Source organism: Skermanella sp. (assembly GCF_059503625.1).
The window spans coordinates 1-2,444 of record NZ_JCACHA010000417.1; the positions used below are offsets into that span (position 1 = coordinate 1).

Below are 2,444 nucleotides of genomic sequence, written 5' to 3' on the forward strand. Positions count from 1 at the left end.
GCCGTCGAAGACGTGCCACGACAGGATGCCGACGACATAGGCGCCGACCCCGACGAAGGCGGCGTGGCCGAAGCTGACCATGCCGCCATAGCCAAGTATCAGGTCGAGACTGACGGCAGCCAGACCGAAGATCAGGATGCGGGTGAACAGGGTCACGTAGAACCCCTTGCCGGCAGCCTCCGCAAGGAACGGCAATGCCAGCAGGAAGGCCAGCCCGATCAGGACCGCCACTGTTTCACGGCGATGGTCACGCATGGGCCGGAAACAACCCGCGAGGCTTCCAGGCAAGAACGGCGGCCATCAGGATATAGATCGTCATGGAAGCCAGCGACGCGCCCATGCCGTCGGCCTGGGAAGGCGGCATCATCGTCCTCAGCACCGTCGGCAGAAACGCCCGCGCCAGTGTATCGACCATGCCGACGAGCAGCGCCCCGACCAGCGCGCCCCGGACGGAGCCGAGGCCGCCGATAACGATGACGACGAAGGTCAGGATCAGCACGCTCTCGCCCATCCCGACCTGAACAGCCAGGACGGGACCGGCCATGGCGCCCGCAAGGGCGGCCAGAGCGGCGCCCAACCCGAAGACCAGGGTGTACAGCCGCTTCACGTCGACGCCTAGCGCTCCCAGCATCTCCCGGTTCGAAGCGCCGGCGCGGATCAGCATGCCGGTCCGCGTGCGGGTGATCAGAAGGTAGAGGAAGACTGCGACCGCCAAGCCGACCGCGATGATCGCCAGCCGGAACGCCGGATAGGGCACGCCGGGGATGATCTCCACCGTGCCGGACAGCCAGGGCGGCGGTTGCAGGAAGATCGGCTGCGGCCCCCAGACGATCCGGACCAGTTCGTTGAAGAACAGGATCAGACCGAAGGTCGCGAGCACCTGATCCAGGTGTTCTCGCCGATACAGCGTCCTGAGCGCCACCACCTCCACCGCCATGCCGACCAGAGCCGCCAGCGGCAAGGCGGCGAGCACCGCCAGCACGAAGCTGTCGAACACCGGCGCGAAGGCGGCGGTCAGGTAGGCTCCGACCATATAGAAGGAGCCATGCGCCAGATTGATCATGTCCATGATGCCGAAGACGAGCGTCAGCCCCGCCGCCATCAGGAACAGCATCACTCCCAATTGAAGTCCATTGAGCCCCTGCTCGACCAGCAGAAGCAGGGTCACATCTTGCACTCGGCGGCATAGGGATCGGCGTGGTCTTCGAAGACCGTACCCCGGATCACGTTGGTCAAACGTCCCTTATCGTCCTTGACCACTTCGCGCAGGTAATAGTCCTGGATCGGGAAGTGGTTGGCGTTGAACTTGAAGTCGCCCCGGATCGACTTGAAGTCCGCCGCCTGCAAGGCGGCGCGCAGGCCGTTCTTGTCGGTGACGTTACCCCCCGTCTTGCGGATCGCGCTGTCGAGCAGCAGGGCCACGTCGTAGGCCTGGGCCGCGTAGACCGAGGGCAGCCGGTTATAGGCGGCCTCGAACCCCTGGACGAACTTCCGGTTCTGCGGATTGTCGAGATCGCCGCTCCACTGCGCCGTGTTCTTGACGCCGAGCGCCGCGTCGCCGATGGCCGGCAGCGAGTCCTCGCTGAAGCTGAAGCCCGGCCCGAACAGCGGCACCTTGCCCTTAAGACCGGCCTGCTCGAACTGCTTGACGAAGTTGATGCCCATTCCGCCGGGATAGAAGATGTAGACGCCGTCGGGCGCCGCCGCGCGGAGCTGGGCCAGTTCGGCGGCGTAGTCGAGCTGGCCGACCGTCGTGTAGACCTCGCCCACGACCTCGCCCTTGAAGAACCGCTTGACGCCGGTCAGCGCGTCCTTGCCGGCCGGGTAGTTCGGGGCCATCAGATATGCCCGCTTGATCCCCTGGGCCTGCATGTGCTGGCCCATGGCCTCATGCTGGCCGTCGTTCTGATAGGCGACGCCGAAAAAGAACGGGTTGCACTGCTTGCCCGCCAGTTGCGACGGTCCGGCGTTGGGGCTGAGGAAGAAAACCTCCGCCCGCTCCAGGCTGGGCATCAGGGCCAGGGCCAGATTGGACCAGATGATGCCGGTGACGACATCGACCTTGTCGCGCTCGACCATGCGGTCGGCCAACTGCTTGGCGACATCGGGCTTCTGCTGGTCGTCGGCTTCGATCACGGTCGCCTTCAAGCCACCCAGGCTGCCGCCCAGATCCTTGACCGCCAGCGCGAAGGCATCGCGGACGTCGTTGCCGAGACCGCTGCCCGGACCGGACAACGTGGTGATCATGCCGATCTTGATCTCGCCCGGCTTGTTTTCACCGGACTGGGCAAGGGCCGGAGAGGCGAGACAGGCGAGGCCCACCGCCAAAAATGCGCCAAGGCGGCTGGATGCGGAATTCATGATCTGAGGGACTCCCTGTCCGGACGTGTTCGCTGCACGAGTTTATCGACGTTTTTTGCCGGTATCCCGCTGATTCCGCAAGC

At 65.0% G+C, this 2,444-nt stretch carries 3 protein-coding genes; all 3 read right to left on the reverse strand.

Annotation, left to right across the window (positions count from 1 at the left end):
• The coding region (locus tag AC5JJ6_RS09230; protein ID WP_496041754.1) for an ABC transporter permease subunit at positions 1 to 255 on the reverse strand (255 nt) is incomplete at its 3' end.
• Positions 248 to 1,168, reverse strand: coding sequence for a branched-chain amino acid ABC transporter permease (locus AC5JJ6_RS09235; RefSeq protein WP_496041755.1), 921 nt, complete (start codon positions 1,166 to 1,168; stop codon positions 248 to 250). The genes AC5JJ6_RS09230 and AC5JJ6_RS09235, both read right to left, overlap by 8 nt.
• The gene (locus AC5JJ6_RS09240; protein ID WP_496041756.1) at positions 1,165 to 2,361 is read right to left on the reverse strand and encodes an ABC transporter substrate-binding protein; all 1,197 of its coding nucleotides are present in this window, start codon (positions 2,359 to 2,361) and stop codon (positions 1,165 to 1,167) included. Before AC5JJ6_RS09240 ends, AC5JJ6_RS09235 begins: the two co-directional genes overlap by 4 nt.
• Positions 2,362 to 2,444: the final 83 nt, after the last annotated feature.

Bases quoted from the DNA above. Each gene is read 5' to 3' on its own strand.
- AC5JJ6_RS09240 (WP_496041756.1), bottom strand. From the start codon at position 2,361: ATGAATTCCGCATCCAGCCGCCTTGGCGCATTTTTGGCGGTGGGCCTC.